Genomic DNA, 16,288 nt, shown 5'->3' on the forward strand with positions numbered 1-16,288 from the left:
CGACATGGACCAGTTGAAGAAGTCCCTGCTCGAAGCCCCTATCATCGAGAAAAACGGGTATCAGTACTTCGTACATCCCATCAGCGACGGCGTCCCGATGCTGGAACCGGGGCTGCTCCGCGAAATCGTCATCAAAATCATCCGCAAAGTCAGCTTAGAGGACGTGGACAAAATCGTCACTCCCGCGGCGATGGGCATCCACATCTCGACGGCCGTTTCGCTCATGACGGACATCCCACTCGTCGTCGTCCGCAAGCGCCAGTACGGCCTCGAAGGCGAGATGGCGCTCTCGCAGGTCACTGGCTACTCCGAGAACGAGATGTACATCAACGACGTAGACGAGGGCGACCGCGTTCTCCTGCTCGACGACGTGCTCTCGACCGGCGGCACGCTCAAGGCGCTCACGGGCGCGCTCGAAGAAATCGGCGCAGATGTCGCCGACGTGGTCGCGGTCATCAAGAAAGTCGGCGGCGAGAACAAAATCGAGGGGACGGGCTACGACGTGAAGACGCTCATCAACGTGGACGTACAGGATGGCGAAGTCGTCATCATCGACGAACACGGCGACGGGTAAGCGGTCACTTTCTCTGTTGGCGTGGCGTTTATGCGTCACCAACCTATATTCAGGCCCACAATGCCTTCTGCACTGTTCGTCGTTAGTGAATCCGGCTATTGGGGCGAAGAATGCGTAGAACCACTCACCCAGCTCTCAGACGCTGGCGTCGACATTACGGTGGCCACACCATCCGGTAACCCACCAGTCCTCGACGAGCGGTCGGTCGACCCGGACTCGATTGGCGAGGACGCAGCAGAACACATCCGAACCGTCCACGAGACCGACGAGCGACTGAACAACCCGATTCCCGTCGCACAGGCCGACGCGAGCGACTACGACACCGTCGTCTTCCCCGGCGGCCACGGCACGGTCTGGGACATCAACCAAGACGTCCACGCCCGCACCCTCCTGCGCGACGCGGTGGAAGGCTCCGGCAAGGCACTCGTCATCTGCCACGCCGTGGGCATCCTCGCCTTCACGCGCGCCAGTGACGGCTCGTTCCTCGTCGCAGACCGCGACGTGACCGGCTTCCCGAACGAGTGGGAAGCAGACATCGTCGACGAAAACGACGTCCTCCCCGACGGCGAGAAGCTCCCCTACTGGGTCGAAGACGAAGTCATCGCCGCAGGCGGTAACTGGGACGCCGAACTCGAAGCCGAGGAGAGCGTGACCGTAGACGGCGACCTCATCACCGCCCGCGGCCCCGGCTCCTCTAGCGCCGCCGCAGAGACGTTGCTCGACGAACTGAGCATCACGCAGTAACCCAGCCGCTTCTTTTCCTGTCGATGACCGGCGTGCAGCCCACGAGCTGTCAGTCGATTTTCCTCATTCGGCAGAAACATTGCGGGCGGTCGATTTGAACCACGGTCGCTCCTTCCAGTCGCTCCTTGATTCAAATCTTCTCCGAACAATTTCCATTGGACTCACGGCGTTGCTCGGCGATGAAACGCCTCGCTCAGCGTGTGAGTCCAAGACAATAGCGGGAGGTAGATTTGAACTACCGATCTCCGGGTTATGAGCCCGGCGGAATCTCCTGGCTATCCCATCCCGCTACTACATTGTATTCGAGGACCCCAATTAAGGGTTGTGATTCGAGCGCCGTGTGCGACATTTTCACTGCCGTGACACCCAGACCACTCCCACACCGCCCCTACCCGGAGCCGTGGACGTATTAGCTGCTCACCAGAAAAAACCGACCCACGAAAACGGTTCCGTTCAAACAACTGTGAACCACTGTTGAATTCGCACTTCGAACCACGGGCACACGGCCATCTGCAACCGATTTTTCCCATCCACAAGAGGTTTAATCGCTCCTGTCCGTTTTTTCGCGTAATGGAATTCGGTCTCGTTGCGCTGTGGTTGGCGGTGTATCTCGCATTCTGGGCGCTTTCGATGCCCCTCGCCGCGCTGCTCTTTGCCGATTTCGACGACCAAGGCGCAGGCTTCGCCCTCCCGCTCGGACTCGGACTTCTCACGCTCGTCGCTTACTGGGTTGGCCACCTCGCCTTTGGCTGGGTTGCGGTGCTCGCCGGGCTCCTCGCCCTCGGCGGCGCAACGGCGCTCGCGCTCACCCGAGACATCGAGATTCGCTGGCGCGACCGAATCGACGTGCCGCTCGTGTTCGTGACTGCATTTCTGTTTATCATCTTGCTTCGCGGCGCAGACCCCGGCATCATCCCCGGCGGTGGCGAGAAGTTCCTCGATTTCGGCATTCTCAAAATCCTCCTTCGCTCGCCAACGCTCCCTCCTGAAGACTTCTGGTTTGCGGATGCGCCGGTGCGCTACTACTTCGGTGGCCACCTCCTCACCGCGCTGCTCACGATTCTCACGGGCACGGAAGCACGATTCGCCTACAACCTCGCACTCGCGGGATTTTTTGGCATGCTTATCTCCGCAGGCTACAGTCTTGCCGGCGCGATTGCCGCGGGTTTCGCTGTCTCTCGGCGGAAAGCCGGGCTCTTTGCGGCCTTCTTCATCGGCTTTGCGAGCAACCTGCTCACCGGTTTGCAGGTGTTTATCTGGGCGCTTCCTGACGCGATTGGTGTTCCCCTCGGGCGGGCGATTGCGTCGAATCTGAACGACCTCGCCGCAGAGCAGGTGGTCGCCCCGCCGGGTGAGTTTTCCTACTGGCATCCAAGTCGCGTGATTCCGGGCACCATCAACGAGTTTCCCTTCTTCTCGTGGCTGAACGGCGACCTCCACGCGCACATGATGAGCACGCCGTTTCTCCTGCTCGCCGCTGGGCTGTTGTTCGTCTACTTCCGGACGCCAGCGCGCGAGGTGACGCGCCGTCGCCTGCTCGTGTTCGGCGCGCTACCACCGCTCGCCGGATTCATCGCGTTCGTCAACACGTGGTCGTTCCCAGCCGTGTTGGGACTCGCGTGGCTCACGCTCGCGTTTGCGCCTGCTTCCCCGACAACGCTGTTCCCCCGACAGCTAGCGACGCGGGCACGCCGCGCCGAGTCGTGGCTCACCACGGAACTGCTGCGACTCGCAAGCGCGCTCGCCTGTGCCCTCGTCATTCTCGCTGGGGGCCTATTGTGGACGCTCCCGTTCTGGCTCGGAACCGCCAGCAGGCGGAGCATCGGGCTGTTTCCTGAACGAACCGCGCTCGTCCCACTGCTCGTGGTTCACGGCGCGTTCCTCGCGGTGTTCGTGCCCTATCTGGTCGCCCACGCGCGCCCGGAACTCAAGAAACACGCCGCACAGACGGGCGTCGTCCTCGCACTGTTCATCCCGACGGCGTGGCTCGGCGGCCTCGCGGGCGTGGCCCTCTTCTGCCCGCTGCTCGCGGCTGGCTGGCTGTTGCTCAGACTCCGTGACGACCTCGGCTACGAAACCGTGTTGATGCTCGCTGGCCTCGGCCTCGCGCTCATCGTTGAGTTCGCATTCGTGCAGGAAAACGCCGCACCCGGCCGCTTTAACACCGTGTTCAAGGTGTACATGCAGGTCTGGGTGCTCTGGTCGATAGCGGCGTCGGTGATGCTCGCACGCTTGCTCAACGCCGGGCAGGCAATCTCGACGAACTGGCGCACCGGCGCGCGGGTTCTCGCCGCGCTCCTCGTCGTCTCCACATCGTTTTACGGCGTGTTCGCCCTCGCCGGTCACTTCAACGACGGTGCAACAGACGACCTGACACTCGACGGGTTGCAGTACGTCTCTGACTACCACGCGGGCGAGGCTGGAGCGATTCACTGGCTCGACGACAGAGAGGGCAGACCACACCTCATCGAAGCACCCGGCGGCGCGTATCGCTGGGCGAACGCCCCCTCTGCGCTCACCGGGATTCCATCGGTTGTCGGGTGGCCACACGAACGCATCTATCACGGCGAAGAAGCCTACAAAAACCGAATCACGGACGTGACGAAGTTCTACACAGGCACGCCGGACGAACAGGTCGCCATGCTCGAAAAATATGACGTGCGCTATATCTACGTCGGCCCACACGAGCGCGACGCGTACGACCCCGGTGACTTCTCACAGTTAGCTGGGGTGACGGTTGCCTACGAAGGCGGCGACGTGACGATTTACGAAGTGAACCACGACCAGCTAGAAACCTAGCGCATTCCCGGCGGCGGCCCGCGGCGATCGTCGTCCATATCGACACTCAAGCCGAGTTCCTCGCGGCGTTCGCGGAGCACACGAATCTGCTTGAGGTAGTAGAACGCGCCGACGACTCCGGCGATGGCGAGGCCAGCGGCCACAGTTGCAAAGATGGTCAAGTCGCGGTCGAGATACCACCGAAGGATGACGGCGCGACTCTGGACGTCAGCCCACGTGATGTGGACGCGGTTATCCTCAAGGCGCGTCTCGTACCCGCCGGGTTGCACCTGCGCAAGCGGGACGTAATCGACGCGCATCCCCGGCGGGAGGATGACCTCGTAAGAGCCGGTGACGAACGTTGGCGTGCCAAAGCTCTTGCCCCGTGCAGGGGCGGTGTAGGCGACTTTCCCGTGCTCTGCTGGGAGTTCGACGATGAGACGGTTTCGCGTCTGAGACACATCGAGGGCGGAGGCGTTTACGACCGTTCCGTTTTCGAACTGGAATTTGAGCGCCGAGATTTCGAGCGGCCGCTCCGTGCCAAAGCCGTCGCGGTCGTAAAGTTCGATTGTCGATTGGTCGACGATGTACACCGCCTGATACTCGCCACTGCGGATGTCGATGGTGGCGTTTGCGTGCGCGTTGTCCCAGTCGTACGTTGCACTCTCGTTGAGACGTTGCTGGTCGACCTCACCGGGCCCGAAAATCGCGGAACAGCCTGCTGACATCGTGAGCAGGGCGAGTAGGGCAAGGGCGAGCAGCCGTCGTCTCATGGAATGACACAGAGGAGTTCAGCAGGCACGTACTCACCGATGCTGGCGAGCAGCCCGGGTGGGTCCGTGCTTTCTTTACAGACGATGCTCTGTTCGAGCAAGCCGAGGCGTTCGACCGTCACGATGTCCTGGGCGTGGCCCGCGCGGTTGACCGTCGCGCGCACCTCGCCGCGGGTGGCGTTGTTGACGTTTACGCGGCCGAGGCCACGCGTCCACTCGTAGAGTTCGTCGCGCTGTTCGTCGGCCAGCGTGCACGGTTCGCCGTACACGAACTTTAGCGGCGTGTGCTGGACGAGGCCGTAGCGTTTGCGAATCTGTTCGGGCGTCCCCGCACCGAGGCCGAGTTCTTCTGCGGGGATGCGAATCTCGCGTCCGGCGTCCAAGATAAAGCCGTCGTCGTCCCAGTGTTCGAAGGTGCCGACGTAGGTTTCGCCGTCTTTGAACGAGTTCGTGATTTCACCCCAGGTTTCGCGGAGCGTGTTGCGCGCGATGGTGGCGTCTGGCCCATCGAGCGTCACCGACGGGAAGTCGTTGTCGAGAATCCCGATGGTGAAGCTGACATCGAGGTCGCCGATGTCGTTGTTGATAAGTGACCGAAGCCCGTCGAGCGAGCGCTCGCGGGCGTCTCCTTTTACGTACAGTTTTGTTGCGAGTACTACCATTCAGATGTCTACGTTGAGTTCGTCCCGGAGCGCGTCGATACGGTCGTCCATTGCTTCGACGAGCCGTGCGTTGTCCATCGCATCGAGCGGGGAGCCACACTCGGGACACTGGAAGCCAAAGTCCATTGCTTCACCGAATTCGAAGCGAATCGAGCAGACTTCACAGAGGAAAAATTCGTTGTTTTGTTCATACTCTCGGCGCTCTTCTAACGCGCCGAGGAGGCGTTCCATCTCGCTTGCCAGATTTTCGGGGATGGCGTCGTATTCGAACGTCCAGAGGTATGTGAGCCAGCCGGAGTCTTCGTCGCGAAGCCGCCGGTACGTGGCGAGGTCATTTTCGTAGAGGATGAACAGGGCGCGACGCACGTCGTTGAGTTCGAGTCCCAGATCCTCCGCCAATTCTTCGTCGGTCACTTCGCCGTCAGGCGGCGCGGCGGCGACCGGCATTCCCGTCGGTCCAACTAACTCGTGGAGATATTTTTGGATGACAGGGTCCTCGAGAAGCTCCTCAAAAGCCATTACCAGAAAGTGATGCGCTCAGGAGTTTAAAACCATCGGGTGCGCGCTTACTCCTCTACGGGCTCTACGCGCTTGCCCGTTTTCTGTGGGATGACGCGCTTTTTCGCCCCAACCCACTCGCGGTCGAGCTCGCGCCCTTCGAACAACCGGTCTAAGAACACGGCCAGCCCGGCGACCTCCGAGTGTGGCTGATTGGTGACGCCGACGTTCCAGTCTGCGGCGTCGTACACCTCGAAGGGAACCTTCTCTGCACCGACGACGATGAGCAGTGGGTCTTCGTGGTGGGCGGCGCGAATGTCGGCTTCCACGTCTTGGACGCGCTCGCCGTACATCGTGAGGTGGACGATCTTCCCTTCCCAGTCTCGAATGACCGGGCGGTGTGAGGAGACGACATCGACCTTGTAGGGGCCGCCAAAGCGGTCGGTGATATCTTCGATGGTGTCTTTCGAACTCTCCGTATCGACGAGGATGACGCGGTCTGCGCCGAGTGCCCGGCCCGTGAGGCCGACGTGAGTCGTCATGCGCTCGTCTCGGCCCGGACGGTGGCCAAGGCGGAGGATGACGACTTCGGGTTCTCCCTGCATAGGCGAGCAAAGCGGCGGCGACGGTTAGGGGGTTTCGGATTGGGCCGTTCGCGTCTCGACGCGGTGGAGGAAGGTTCTGAGTTCAGTGTAGGCGGTCTCGTACTGGTCGCGAAACACCGCGTGGCCCGCGTTGGGAATGTGGACGAGACGGCCGGAGGCCAACGCCTCTGCGGCGGTGTGGTCGGCCGCCCGCGATGCCGGGTCGCCGTCAGATTTGATGATGAGCGTCGGGCACGTTATCGCCGGGAAGGCGTCTGCGGTCTCCGGGTAGCCCTCACGCGCGAGGTTGATAATGTTCGGACGGCACTCCGAATTGGCGATGGCGAGGTGGCGCGCCAACTTCGGGCCGTACTGTTCGTACTCGCTTGCAATGTCTTCGACCGACCGGTCTTCCCACGCGGCCAGTTGGTCACGAACGAGATTCACGCGCTCGTCTGCGGGTCGTGCGTGCTGACCGCGCAGGTTCGCCGGGTCTTCGATGATGAGCGCGCGCGGCAGGTCGGGGTGTGTCGCGGCCGTCCACGCCGCCGTCGACCCGCCCATCGAGTGGCCGAACAGAATCGGATTTTCGAGCGAGAGGGCGTCTATGACTCCCACGAGGTCTGCGACCCGGTCTTCGATGGCGTAGCCTGTGTCGGGCGCAGCAGACAGGCCGTGGCCGCGCGCGTCGTAGAGGATGACCTCGTACTCGTCAGCGAGGTCGTTTGCCAACCGTTCCATGCACGGGCCGTTCTCGAAAAAGCCGTGTGCCATGACGAGCGGGGGGCCGTCGCCAGTTCGGTAACACTGGATGTCGGTCCCGTTCACCGAGAGATTCGCAGTAGCCCACTCGTAGGGAAGACGCATACCGAGACAAGCAAGCCGGATGAGAAAAATCCCTCAGTCACGCCAGGCTGGCTGTGAATAGTTCACATCTCCGGTTCAGTCGAACATCGCGCCGACGCCGACGCGGTCGGTTTTGCCGACGTACTCTGAGAGGAGGTAGGCGCTCAGAGCCATGAGAGTCGTCCCCACAGCGAGTGTGACCCACGGTGACAGTGCGGTGTAGCCGCTTACGAGGAAGCCTAGCGTCCCCACCACGGCGGCGAGAATCGCGTACGGCATCTGGGTTGCGACGTGGTCTACGTGGTCGCTCGCAGCGAACATCGAACTCATGACCGTCGTGTCGCTGATTGGCGAACAGTGGTCACCAAACAGCGAGCCAGTCAGGATGGCCGCGATGGCCAGCGTGAGGGTTGCATCGAGTTCGACGGCGAGCGGGACGGCGACGGGGAACAGAATCCCCATCGTCCCCCACGAGGTTCCGATGGCGAAGCTGATGAGCGCTGCGGTGAGGAAGATGACCGCAGGGAGCAGCGGTGCGGTGATGATTCCCTCTGCGACGCGCACGACGTACGGGCCGACGCCGAGCAACTGGCTCACGTTGCCAATCGTCCACGCGAGCGAGAGAATTGCCACGGGGAACATGACCATCTTGAAGCCCTCGAAGATGGCGTCGCTGACCTTGTCGAGGCCGATGCGGGCGTGCCCGACGAGGATGGTGAGCATCGTCGCACACCCGGCGAACGACGCCCAGAGGATGGCGTCCGCGGTTCCGGCTTCCTTCAGTGCGTCGGCGTAGGAGCCGAAGAACGCAGACACTGCGGCGAGACCGCTCGTGCCGGCGAGTGCGGCGTTCGTTTTTGCGGGGCCACCACCGGTCCACCAGAGGCCGACGAGGGTGACGGCAACCAGTGCGAGGATTGGTGCGGCGAAGTACCACCAGCGCGGAGTCACGTGATCCGGCGTTTCGATGTCGCTCGCTTGCGTCTCCATGAGCGGTGAGGCGTCGTCGCGCATGAGTTTTCCTTCGTTCTGTGCGCGCTCTTCTGCCTTCTTCATCGGACCGAAGTTCCAGTCGGTGAAGACGACGATATAGACGAGGATGAGCGCGAACACGCTGTAGAAACGGAAGGGGATGGACTGGACGAACACGAGGAAGGCGTTTCGTTGAATCCCGAGTGCGTCGAACTGTTGTTGGATGAGGCCGACTTCGAAGCCGAGCCACGTCGAGACGACGGCGAGGGAGGCCATCGGTGAGGTGGTCGAATCGAGGAGGTAGGCGAGTTTCTCACGTGAGATGTTGAACTGGTCGGTGACCGGGCGCATGACCGACCCAGAAATCATCGTACTCGCGTAGGAGTCGAAGAAGATGAGCGTCCCGAGGAACGCGGTTCCGGCTTTCGCCTGTCTACGCGTTTTGATTCGCTTTACGATTCCATCTGCCACCGCGCGCATCCCTCCAGAGAGGAACACCATTCCCAGCAATGCACCGACGAGGAAGGTGAACAACAGGAGCTTTGCGTTGAACGCGGAGGTGACGTTCGTCACGACGAGTTCGAGCGATTTCGCGCCTCCTGCGATTGGATTCCACCCGACGAGGATGGTCGCGCCGAGCCAGATTCCCGCGAACAGGGAGAGCAACGCCTGTCGCGAGACGAGGGTCAGCACGATTGCCAGCAACGCAGGCAGCAAGCTAATCAACCCATACGTCTCTGTTGGCATCGACTCAGTTGTAGTCGAATTTCACTAATAATTGTTCTGGCCCTTGGACAGTCATCCAAAAAAGCTCGATAATTGTGCGGTGCTATCTAATCGCATGTTCTAGACAATGACCCAGAACGCCTTTGATGAGTCCCACACATTTCGGGCCATGAAGCTCTCAGGCAAGCGGATTCTCGTGACCGGTGGCGCAGGGCTCATCGGCTCTCGCATGGTCGCCCAACTGCTCCCCGAAAACGAGGTCGTCGTCGCCGACAACCTCTCGAACGGGATTCGAGACAGCGTCCCCGACGAGGCGGAGTTCGTAAACGTAGACCTCGCGGACGAAGCCGCCGTCGCCGAGGTCATCACCGACGACCTCGATGCCGTGTTCCACTTCGCCGCCGCAGAGAAGTACGTGAACTCGGACGAACCGCGAAAACAGTTCGAGGTGAACGGCGAAATCACCTATAACATCTTAGAACGGATGCAGGACGTCGGCGTTTCGAATCTCGTGTTCACCTCGTCTTCGACGGTGTACGGCGAGGCTCCCCGACCAACGCCCGAAGACTACGCCCCACTCGAACCCATCAGCATTTACGGCGCGGCGAAGCTGTCTGAAGAAAGCCTGCTCTCGGTGTTCGCCCACTCGTATGACTTCACGGTGTGGAACTTCCGCTTCGCAAACATCGTCGGCCCACGCTTTGGGCACGGCGTCGTCCCCGACTTCGTCGAGAAGTTGCAAGCGAATCCAGAGAAACTCGTTATCCTCGGCAACGGTCGCCAAGAGAAATCGTACATGCACGTCTCCGAGTGCGTCGAGGCTATCGCACACGTGGTTGAAAACGCGGACGCGCCGATGAACTCCTACAATCTCGGGACGCGCACGACCACCTCGGTCACGACCATCGCAGACATCGTTTCCGATGAGATGGGACTCGACCCCGAGTACGAATATACCGGCGGCGACCGCGGCTGGACCGGCGACGTGCCGAAGATGCGCCTCTCCATCGAGAAACTCTCCGCACTCGGCTACGAGCCAACCCTGTCATCTCACGAATCCGTGCGGAAAGCCGTGAGCGAACTGCTCGACTCGCCCGACCAGTAATACTGGCTCGTATTACTGACTAGTCACACTGTCAATGTCGTCCGTGCTTCCCCGCCGTCCATCGTTTTGAGTTCGCAGACCACGTCGTAGTCGCCGGGCGTCGGATGCTCCCATACAGCTTCGAGTTGCAGACTCTCACCCGGCGCGAGTTCCTCGGTCGTGAGCATCTGGGCGAACAGTTGTCCATCAGACCAGCGCCAGCACTCTGTGTCGCCGTCTACCACCACGAAGTCGGCTTTGCCTGCGTCGCGGAAGGTGAGCGTGGCGGGTTGGTCGCCGGTGTTCGTGAGTTCGAGGACGAAGCGCACACCCTCGTCGTCAGGGATCGCTTCGAGGCTCGTTTCGAGGGCCATACGAACGCAATAGAACGTCACTACCTTAGCACTGATTGAATTGGTTACAGGTTCACGTCGCCTGCCCGCCTCCGACCGCACCTCGGCGTGCCTAGCGGACGGTTTTTAGACGGCGGCGGCGTAGGCAGGGCTGTGCAAATCGTTGGGTATCGGACTGGCCCAGAACGCGACCCTGCGCTAGTGATAGCCGAGGAGGGTACACTCCGCACAGAGCCGTTGGCTCCCGGCACAGAGCTCGCCTACTCCCTCGGTGCGCGCCACTGTGCGGGCGTCACCGTAGACGGCACCCACCACGCCTGCGATAACGCAAAAGCACCGTACTGTCGGCTCCACACCGACATGTGGCCGTGTGCTATCTGCACCGGGAACTGCTCGATGCCAATCGACGCCTGCCACGAAGAACACGCCGTCTACCTCGCCGCGTTTGCGCCCGACGTGTTCAAAGTCGGCGTGACCCGCAGTTGGCGACTCGACACCCGGTTGCGCGAACAGGGCGCAGACCGCGCAGCCCACATCCTCACCGTTTCAGACGGCCGCATCGCGCGACGCAAAGAGGCCGAGATTGCGAAGCGACTGGTCGACCGCGTGCGCGTCCCGACGAAAATTTCGGGCCTTCACCGCGGGGTTGACGAGCACGCGTGGGACGCCCTCCTCACGGAGTTCGACGTGATAGAACAGTTCGACTTCGACTATGGCTTTTCCCTAGACTCCTCACCCATCGCAGAGACGCTCGCCACTGGAACGGTTGTTGGCACGCAGGGGCGCGTCCTCGTGGTTCGCCACGCCGGGTCGACGTACGCGGTCGACCTGCGGGGACTGGTCGGCTACGAACTGGCAGATGGGGCGACGACCAAAGATGTCCAGTCGAGTCTGACGGCGTTCTAATTTGCAGAAAACATTTGACAACGACAACGCAGTATGTGCCATGGGACCTCGATTAGAGCGGCGACTGTCGGAGTATGCAAAAATCCGAATCGTCGTCTCCGTGTGGATGCTCTTGTTCATCGTGATTTCACACCTTGCCCACACACTCCGCCCATCGATGGGGCCGTTGCCCACGATTCTTGTCGGTGCGGTCATCGCCGCCCCGCTTTCGTTTTTCGGCTGCGGGTGGGTCTTTCGAAACGCTCCGTAACACTGGCCTCCCCACAACGTTTTTCCGCGGCCACTTCCAAGCCGCGACTATGCCGGAAGATGAGAATCAAGAGCACGCAGATGAGCAAGTAGACGAGTCAGCCGCAGAAGAAAAATCGTTCCGCGAGCGCGTCGAGGAAATTCGCGAGAAGCGAGCCCAAGAACGAGAAGAGGGCGAGGGCGACCGAAGCCGAGAAGAGCGACTCGAAGAGGCCTTCGGCGGTGGCGGCATGGGCGGCGGCCCCGGCGGCATGGGCGGCGGCAACCCGTTCGCGCAGATGATGGGCGGCATGATGGGCGGTGGCCCCGGCGCGGCAGCCGGTGGCCGACCGGGCCGCGAGCAGGAAAACAGCCGCGCGAACGAGGAACTCATCCGCGAAGTGCGCAAAGCTCGCGACGAGATGGTTGACATCCGCCGCGAACTCGGCCGCATCGCAGACGCGCTCGAAGACCGATAATTCGTTCGTCATTGCGGGCGGGTTTTCAGAAAAGTAAAGGAACGACCATCCTAATTTCTCCCCATGGACTTCAGCCTCTCCGCTGAGCAACAGCAAATAAAGGACATGGTCTCCGAATTCACAGACGAGGAGATCAAGCCGATTGCGGCGGACATCGACCACGACGACGAGTTCCCCGCAGATCTCGTCTCAGAAATGGGAAAACTCGGTCTGATGGGAATGCCGTTCCCCGAAAAATACGGCGGTGCAGGCCTCGACTACCACTCCTACGCGATTGGGCTGGCTGAAATCGCCCGCGGAAGCGGTGGGGTTGGCACCATCGTCGCCGCCCACATCTCCCTCGCCGGAAACATGCTCTACGAGTTCGGCAATGAGGAGCAAAAACAGGAGTACCTGACGCCGCTCGCAGAGGGGAAAGACATGGGCGCGTTTGCCCTGTCTGAAGCACAGGCGGGCAGCGACGTGCCCGCAATGGGAACCACCGCCGAGAAAGACGGCGACGAATACGTCATCAACGGCAGCAAACTCTGGATTTCGAACGGCTCGGTGGCGGACACCGTGACGCTGTTCGCAAAGACCGACCCGGACGCCGGAAACAAAGGCATCTCCTCGTTTATCGTTCGTCCCGAGGAGGACGATGGCTTCTACGTCGAAAACACCGAAGATAAACTTGGCGACAAGGGCTGTCCGACCGCGGAACTCCGCTTTGACGACCTGCGCATCCCCGAAGACCGACTGCTTGGAAACGAAGGCGAAGGCTTCGTGCAGGCGCTCAAAACGCTTAACGGTGGGCGCATCACGATTGCCGCCCGCTCGATTGGCATCGCACAGGCCGCCCTCGACGAAGCACTCGACTACGCCCAAGAACGCGAGCAGTTCGGCGGCCCAATCTCGCAGTTCCAGGCGATTCAGCACAAACTCGCCGACATGGACACGAAGATTTCTGCCGCGCGGATGCTCATGCACCTCGCCGCAGACAAGAAGATTCGCGGCGAGAACTTCATCAAAGAGGCCGCGCAGGCGAAACTCTACGCCAGCGAAATCTCCCGCGAAGTCGCAAACGAAGGCATCCAAATCCACGGCGGCTACGGCTACACCAAAGACTTCCCAGCAGAGCGCTTTTACCGCGACGCAAAGCTGAACGAAATCTACGAGGGCACCTCAGAGGTGCTTCGCAACACCATCGCCGCGCAGTTGCTCAACTGAGGGAGAACCGATAGCTTCGACTGGGTTCAGCCGAAGTTTTTCACAATGACCGAGACGGAACTCACCGAAAACGAGATTACCGCCACGTATTTCGAAACCGACCACGAGCGCGTGCTGACCTTCGAGAAGGGTGGCGTCACGGCCGCAATTGCCCAGAATCGAGAAGGCTACGCCATGCTCAAAGTGCGCCCGACGGCGGACGGCGACGAGCTCGAACGCTACTACGGCTTCGACATGGCGTTAGACCACGCCGCAGAACTTCTTTCAGTGTCGCCCCACGACCTGCCGATTCCAGAGGCAGCGGCCGACATGGGAATGTAGCTCGAACACTCACGAGCTTTTTTCAGAATTTGGGTCGTCCGGTAGGGCTTTATCTCGAACACGACTTATGTCAACACATGACAACCGTTCGTGTTGCAGGAGTGGGCCTGACGCCATTTGGCGAACAGCCAGAGCGGACTGCCCGCGACCTGTTTGCTGAAGCCGGTCTCGCTGCAATCGACGACTCTGGTGTCGATTCCGGAGACATCGAAGCACTGTTTTATGGGAATTTCATGGGCGAGATGGCGGAGCATCAGGGTCACCAAGGCCCGCTGATGGCGGAAGCCGTTGGCCTCGATGTGCCCGCAACCCGCTACGAAGCCGCTTGTGCCTCCTCGGGCGTCGCCATGCGGCAAGCCGTCAGAACGCTCAGAAACGGCGAGGCAGACGTGCTACTCGTCGGCGGTGCAGAGCGAATGAACAACCTCGGGACGGCGGGTGCGACCGAAGCCCTCGCCATCGCCGCAGACGACCTGTACGAAGTCCGCGCGGGAATGACGTTCCCCGGCGCGTACGCGCTCATGGCGCGGGCCTACTTCGACGAGTTTGGCGGCACGCGCGAAGACCTCGCGCACATCGCGGTGAAAAATCACGAAAACGCCCTCCCGAACGAGTACGCCCAGTTCAGAAGGGCGATTACAGTCGAACAGGCCCTTGAGGCACCCCTGATTGCCTCCCCGCTCGGGCTGTTCGACGCCTGTCCGATCACCGACGGCGCGAGTGCCGTGGTGCTCGTGAGTGAGGACTACGCGAAGAAACACGGCATCGAGGCGACCGTCGCCGTCACCGGCACTGGGCAAGGCGGCGATAAAATGGCGCTCCAAGACCGTGGCGACCTCGCCACCTCACCGGCCGCGGACAAAGCCGCAAAGCAGGCCTACGAGGATGCAGGTATTTCGGCAAAAGACGTAGACGTAGCCGAGGTACACGACTGTTTCACCATCGCAGAGGTGCTCGCCACCGAGTCGCTTGGCTTCTTTGAGCGCGGTGAGGGCATCACCGCCGCCCGCGAAGGGACGACGACGCGAACCGGTTCGCTCCCGGTCAACCTCTCGGGTGGATTGAAGGCGAAAGGCCACCCGGTCGGCGCGACCGGCACGGCGCAAATCGCGGAGATGACGAAACTCCTGCGCGGCGACCACGCTCGGAGTGATGCAATTCCCGGCGCGGACGTTGGCGTCTGTCACAACGCGGGTGGCACCGTTGGCAGTGCCGTTGTCCACGTCTTGGAGGTGGTCGAATGACCGAAAACGTGCGCGACGACGGCTTCGACGACCTGCTAGACGCCATCGAGGCGGGCGAGGGATTCTACCTGCGCTGTGCGAACGGCCACGGGTCGCTCCCGCCGCGCCGAGCGTGCCCACACTGTGGTGAACAGAACTTGAGACAAGAACCACTCCCCGAATCGGGTGAAATCGAGACGTACTCCGTCATCACCGTTGCGACACCGGAGTTCGAAGAAGATACGCCGTACGTCACAGCAATCGTCGATTTCGGCCCGGTTCGGCTCACCGGACAGGTTCGGGGAATCGACCCCGACGACGTTTCGACCGGCCTCGTCGTCGGCCCGAACATCGAGCAAACGGCGACGATGGGCGAACGACTCATCACGTTCCGCCCGCGTTAGGCGAACACTTTTTCGAGCACCTTCTCTGACCGTTCGACGTGCGGGAGGAGTTTCGCGCGTTTAAACACGTAGAGCGTCGCCTCGGCTTCCTTTGCGAGTTTTCGCCCTTCAGAGACCGGCGAAATATCGGCGTCTGCTCCCCAGACGATAGTCACGGGAATGTCGAGAGCAGCAAGGATTTCGCCCAAGTCGATGTCGCTGTCGAGTGCCCCAGAGACGAACGAGGCGGGAGCGAAGCGTGCGCCCGGCTGGTGGGCGGTCTGCCACTCGTACTCGGTGCGCTCGTCGGTGATTTCGGCCTCGTCGTAGTAGCTGTGGTCTGCGCTGAAGTGGCGAATCGACCGCTTGGAGGCGACGAGGTTGAACAGCGTCTGGCCGAGAACGGGCGACCGTAGCAGGGTTTTGACCCACGGGCGCTCGCCCATCGTCGTGGTCGTCGGGCAGATGAGGACGAGTTCTGCGCAATCTGAATCGCTCGCGGCTTCCGCGGCGTAGGCACTCGTGAGCGACGAGGCAACCCACGTCGCATTTTCAGTGGTGTCAGCGGCGAACTCGCTGACGAAGGCGGTGTAGAACGCGGCGTCGTAGTTCACGGGGTGGCGTGCTGACATCCCAAAGCCGGGCAAGTCGGGGGCGATGACGTGATAGGACTCGGTGAGGGCCGAAAACAGCTCTTTCCACTCGGCGCTGGAGGCGGCGGCGTTGATACCGTGGAGCAAGAGGAGGTCTGGATTCGACTCGTCGCCCGCTTCGGTGTAGGCCACGTCGATCCCGCGCCACTGGTAGGTGTGCTGGGTTCCGGAAAGGGCGGGTTCGAGGTCGGCGGCGCGCATGGCGAGATACTGGTTTGCGAGGAGGGGCGATGCGAGGGCAGTTGCTCCGGCGAGCAGGCGGCGTTTCATACGCGAAAAAACGGTCGGCGGGCGT

General features: G+C 61.5%; 19 protein-coding genes and 1 tRNA gene. 11 read left to right on the forward strand and 9 right to left on the reverse strand.

Annotated features, from left to right (window positions below; all coding sequences use genetic code 11):
• Positions 1–4 precede the first annotated feature (4 nt).
• Together hpt and V5N12_RS07865 are read left to right on the forward strand one after the other, a co-directional pair.
• Positions 5–574: a hypoxanthine/guanine phosphoribosyltransferase gene (gene hpt, locus V5N12_RS07860; protein WP_332898604.1), complete on the forward strand. Its 570-nt coding sequence runs from the start codon at positions 5–7 to the stop codon at positions 572–574.
• A 60-nt stretch (positions 575–634) separates the two neighbouring features.
• Positions 635–1,318 (forward strand): type 1 glutamine amidotransferase domain-containing protein, encoded by a 684-nt coding sequence (locus tag V5N12_RS07865; RefSeq protein WP_332898605.1) that lies wholly within the window; start codon positions 635–637, stop codon positions 1,316–1,318.
• Positions 1,319–1,533: 215 nt separating this feature from the next.
• On the opposite strand, the gene V5N12_RS07870 is transcribed toward V5N12_RS07865, so the two are convergent.
• Positions 1,534–1,608: transfer RNA gene (locus tag V5N12_RS07870), tRNA-Met, on the reverse strand.
• Between the two features lie 280 nt (positions 1,609–1,888).
• Here V5N12_RS07870 and V5N12_RS07875 point away from each other — a divergent pair.
• Positions 1,889–4,117: a DUF2298 domain-containing protein gene (locus tag V5N12_RS07875; RefSeq protein ID WP_332898606.1), complete on the forward strand. Its 2,229-nt coding sequence runs from the start codon at positions 1,889–1,891 to the stop codon at positions 4,115–4,117.
• On the opposite strand, the gene V5N12_RS07880 is transcribed toward V5N12_RS07875, so the two are convergent.
• From V5N12_RS07880 to V5N12_RS07905, 6 genes are all read right to left on the reverse strand, one after another.
• Entirely contained in the window at positions 4,114–4,869 is a 756-nt protein-coding gene (locus V5N12_RS07880; protein WP_332898607.1) for a DUF5803 family protein, read from the reverse strand. The two genes, V5N12_RS07875 and V5N12_RS07880, sit on opposite strands and share 4 nt — an antisense overlap.
• A complete protein-coding gene (locus V5N12_RS07885; RefSeq protein WP_332898608.1) occupies positions 4,866–5,531 on the reverse strand; it encodes a DUF2110 family protein in 666 nt (221 codons plus the stop codon). Before V5N12_RS07885 ends, V5N12_RS07880 begins: the two co-directional genes overlap by 4 nt.
• A complete protein-coding gene (tfe, locus tag V5N12_RS07890; RefSeq protein ID WP_332898609.1) occupies positions 5,532–6,050 on the reverse strand; it encodes a transcription factor E in 519 nt (172 codons plus the stop codon). It abuts the gene before it with no gap.
• A gap of 47 nt (positions 6,051–6,097) precedes the next feature.
• Positions 6,098–6,634, reverse strand: a complete 537-nt coding sequence (locus V5N12_RS07895; RefSeq protein WP_332898610.1) for a tRNA (cytidine(56)-2'-O)-methyltransferase — start codon at positions 6,632–6,634, stop codon at positions 6,098–6,100.
• 24 nt (positions 6,635–6,658) lie between these two features.
• Entirely contained in the window at positions 6,659–7,480 is an 822-nt protein-coding gene (locus tag V5N12_RS07900; protein WP_332898611.1) for an alpha/beta fold hydrolase, read from the reverse strand.
• 75 nt (positions 7,481–7,555) lie between these two features.
• Positions 7,556–9,178, reverse strand: a complete 1,623-nt coding sequence (locus V5N12_RS07905) for a Na+/H+ antiporter NhaC family protein (protein WP_332898612.1) — start codon at positions 9,176–9,178, stop codon at positions 7,556–7,558.
• Between the two features lie 148 nt (positions 9,179–9,326).
• On the opposite strand from V5N12_RS07905, the gene V5N12_RS07910 reads away from it, so the two are divergent.
• Positions 9,327–10,262, forward strand: coding sequence for an NAD-dependent epimerase/dehydratase family protein (locus tag V5N12_RS07910; protein WP_332898613.1), 936 nt, complete (start codon positions 9,327–9,329; stop codon positions 10,260–10,262).
• Between the two features lie 23 nt (positions 10,263–10,285).
• On the opposite strand, the gene V5N12_RS07915 is transcribed toward V5N12_RS07910, so the two are convergent.
• Positions 10,286–10,615, reverse strand: coding sequence for a BsuPI-related putative proteinase inhibitor (locus V5N12_RS07915; protein WP_332898614.1), 330 nt, complete (start codon positions 10,613–10,615; stop codon positions 10,286–10,288).
• A 132-nt stretch (positions 10,616–10,747) separates the two neighbouring features.
• Here V5N12_RS07915 and V5N12_RS07920 point away from each other — a divergent pair, with 132 nt between their 5' ends.
• The 7 genes from V5N12_RS07920 (at position 10,748) to V5N12_RS07950 (ending at position 15,361) form a co-directional block, all read left to right on the forward strand.
• The gene (locus V5N12_RS07920; RefSeq protein ID WP_332898615.1) at positions 10,748–11,500 is read left to right on the forward strand and encodes a DUF2797 domain-containing protein; all 753 of its coding nucleotides are present in this window, start codon (positions 10,748–10,750) and stop codon (positions 11,498–11,500) included.
• A gap of 40 nt (positions 11,501–11,540) precedes the next feature.
• Positions 11,541–11,750 (forward strand): hypothetical protein, encoded by a 210-nt coding sequence (locus V5N12_RS07925; RefSeq protein ID WP_332898616.1) that lies wholly within the window; start codon positions 11,541–11,543, stop codon positions 11,748–11,750.
• A 49-nt stretch (positions 11,751–11,799) separates the two neighbouring features.
• Positions 11,800–12,207, forward strand: coding sequence for a hypothetical protein (locus V5N12_RS07930; RefSeq protein ID WP_332898617.1), 408 nt, complete (start codon positions 11,800–11,802; stop codon positions 12,205–12,207).
• Between the two features lie 63 nt (positions 12,208–12,270).
• The gene (locus V5N12_RS07935) at positions 12,271–13,413 is read left to right on the forward strand and encodes an acyl-CoA dehydrogenase (RefSeq protein WP_332898618.1); all 1,143 of its coding nucleotides are present in this window, start codon (positions 12,271–12,273) and stop codon (positions 13,411–13,413) included.
• 45 nt (positions 13,414–13,458) lie between these two features.
• Positions 13,459–13,734, forward strand: coding sequence for a DUF7111 family protein (locus V5N12_RS07940; protein ID WP_332898619.1), 276 nt, complete (start codon positions 13,459–13,461; stop codon positions 13,732–13,734).
• 77 nt (positions 13,735–13,811) lie between these two features.
• Positions 13,812–14,978: a thiolase domain-containing protein gene (locus V5N12_RS07945; RefSeq protein ID WP_332898620.1), complete on the forward strand. Its 1,167-nt coding sequence runs from the start codon at positions 13,812–13,814 to the stop codon at positions 14,976–14,978.
• Positions 14,975–15,361, forward strand: a complete 387-nt coding sequence (locus tag V5N12_RS07950) for a Zn-ribbon domain-containing OB-fold protein (protein WP_332898621.1) — start codon at positions 14,975–14,977, stop codon at positions 15,359–15,361. The genes V5N12_RS07945 and V5N12_RS07950 overlap by 4 nt, the downstream gene beginning before the upstream one ends.
• Here the strand turns inward: V5N12_RS07950 and V5N12_RS07955 are convergent.
• Complete coding sequence (locus V5N12_RS07955; protein ID WP_332898622.1) at positions 15,358–16,263, reverse strand: alpha/beta fold hydrolase; 906 nt, start codon at positions 16,261–16,263, stop codon at positions 15,358–15,360. The genes V5N12_RS07950 and V5N12_RS07955 overlap by 4 nt on opposite strands.
• Between the last annotated feature and the right edge of the window lie 25 nt (positions 16,264–16,288).

The organism is Haladaptatus sp. CMSO5 (genome assembly GCF_036689885.1).
GTDB lineage: Archaea > Halobacteriota > Halobacteria > Halobacteriales > Halococcaceae > QDMS2.

Coding starts and splice junctions, on each gene's coding strand:
- hpt (WP_332898604.1), top strand. CDS start 5: ATGGACCAGTTGAAGAAGTCCCTGCTCGAAGCCCCTATCATCGAGAAA.
- V5N12_RS07865 (WP_332898605.1), top strand. CDS start 635: ATGCCTTCTGCACTGTTCGTCGTTAGTGAATCCGGCTATTGGGGCGAA.
- V5N12_RS07875 (WP_332898606.1), top strand. CDS start 1,889: ATGGAATTCGGTCTCGTTGCGCTGTGGTTGGCGGTGTATCTCGCATTC.
- V5N12_RS07880 (WP_332898607.1), bottom strand. CDS start 4,869: ATGAGACGACGGCTGCTCGCCCTTGCCCTACTCGCCCTGCTCACGATG.
- V5N12_RS07885 (WP_332898608.1), bottom strand. CDS start 5,531: ATGGTAGTACTCGCAACAAAACTGTACGTAAAAGGAGACGCCCGCGAG.
- tfe (WP_332898609.1), bottom strand. CDS start 6,050: ATGGCTTTTGAGGAGCTTCTCGAGGACCCTGTCATCCAAAAATATCTC.
- V5N12_RS07895 (WP_332898610.1), bottom strand. CDS start 6,634: ATGCAGGGAGAACCCGAAGTCGTCATCCTCCGCCTTGGCCACCGTCCG.
- V5N12_RS07900 (WP_332898611.1), bottom strand. CDS start 7,480: ATGCGTCTTCCCTACGAGTGGGCTACTGCGAATCTCTCGGTGAACGGG.
- V5N12_RS07905 (WP_332898612.1), bottom strand. CDS start 9,178: ATGCCAACAGAGACGTATGGGTTGATTAGCTTGCTGCCTGCGTTGCTG.
- V5N12_RS07910 (WP_332898613.1), top strand. CDS start 9,327: ATGAAGCTCTCAGGCAAGCGGATTCTCGTGACCGGTGGCGCAGGGCTC.
- V5N12_RS07915 (WP_332898614.1), bottom strand. CDS start 10,615: ATGGCCCTCGAAACGAGCCTCGAAGCGATCCCTGACGACGAGGGTGTG.
- V5N12_RS07925 (WP_332898616.1), top strand. CDS start 11,541: ATGGGACCTCGATTAGAGCGGCGACTGTCGGAGTATGCAAAAATCCGA.
- V5N12_RS07930 (WP_332898617.1), top strand. CDS start 11,800: ATGCCGGAAGATGAGAATCAAGAGCACGCAGATGAGCAAGTAGACGAG.
- V5N12_RS07935 (WP_332898618.1), top strand. CDS start 12,271: ATGGACTTCAGCCTCTCCGCTGAGCAACAGCAAATAAAGGACATGGTC.
- V5N12_RS07940 (WP_332898619.1), top strand. CDS start 13,459: ATGACCGAGACGGAACTCACCGAAAACGAGATTACCGCCACGTATTTC.
- V5N12_RS07945 (WP_332898620.1), top strand. CDS start 13,812: ATGACAACCGTTCGTGTTGCAGGAGTGGGCCTGACGCCATTTGGCGAA.
- V5N12_RS07950 (WP_332898621.1), top strand. CDS start 14,975: ATGACCGAAAACGTGCGCGACGACGGCTTCGACGACCTGCTAGACGCC.
- V5N12_RS07955 (WP_332898622.1), bottom strand. CDS start 16,263: ATGAAACGCCGCCTGCTCGCCGGAGCAACTGCCCTCGCATCGCCCCTC.